Here is a 1,068-nt window from a genome sequence, read left to right as displayed (position 1 = left end):
TGTATTGACCCGTGAGGTTGGGGACGCGGCTGGCGGGTGGTTGGCCCTTCAGCGCGGTGTGTCCGCGGTGGTGATTGTAGGTGTGCAGCCATTGCGGGAACGCTTCGCGGCGCTCGGCTTCTGATCGGTAGGGGCGGGCGTAGGCCCACTCGTCGAGGAGGGTGCGGTTGAAGCGTTCGACCTTGCCGTTGGTCTGCGGCCGGTAGGGCCGGGTGCGTTTGTGGGCTATCCCGGCTGTCGACAGCAGGTCGCGCCAGGTGCGTGAGCGGTAGCAGGAGCCGTTGTCGGTCAGCACCCGCTCGACGGTGATCCCGCACCCGGTGAAGAAGGCGTGGGCCCGGGTCCAGAAGCCGGCGGCGGTCTGTTTCTTCTCGTCCGTGTGGATCTCGCTGTAGGCGAGACGGGAGTGGTCGTCGACGGCGGTGTGCAGGTAGCTGTAGCCGGCGTTCTTGCGGTTCCTGCGGCCCGCTTGTCGGCCCAGCACCTTGTGGCCGCCGCCGTCGGGGATGTTGCCCAGCTTCTTGACGTCGACGTGCACCAGTTCGCCGGGCCGCTCGCGTTCGTAGCGGCGGACGACCCGGCCGGTGGCCCGGTCCAGGTGGGTGAGGCGGGCCAGGCCGAACCGGGTCAGCACCCGGTGCACGGTCGAGGGCACCAGATGCAGCAGGTGCGCGATGCGGGCCGGGCCCCACCGGCGCAGGACGCGGACCTTGACGATCCGGCGTTCGGTGCGGGTCGGGGTGCGGCGCGGGCTGGTGCGCGGCCGGGAGGAGCGGTCGGACATGCCGGCTTCGCCGAACTGCCGGTAGCGCTCGGCCCAGCGCTGGGCGGTGGTGGGCGAGACCTGGAAGCGCTCGGCGGCACGGCGCAGGGGCCAGCCGTCCTCGACCACGCAGCGGGCCAGGCGCAGCCGTCCGGTCTCGGTCAGGGGTGCATTACGGTGGGGCACGAGGGCCTTTCGGTCAGGTGTAGACGTCGCAATCCACACCGAACCGGAAGGCCTTCACCTGTTCAAGATCCCTCAGCCGAGACCTGGCTCACCCGTCCACAACCTCCCGGGACAGAACA

Annotated in this window: 1 protein-coding gene; it reads right to left on the bottom strand. The window is 70.1% G+C overall.

What is annotated here, in order from left to right:
* Window positions 1-949: IS481 family transposase (locus ACZ7L7_RS37195; protein ID WP_472078030.1), on the bottom strand; the 949-nt coding region annotated here is incomplete at its 3' end.
* Between the last annotated feature and the right edge of the window lie 119 nt (window positions 950-1,068).

The organism is Streptomyces sp. NPDC110618, assembly GCF_055657065.1.
This window is presented reverse-complemented; position numbering and strand designations above follow the sequence as displayed.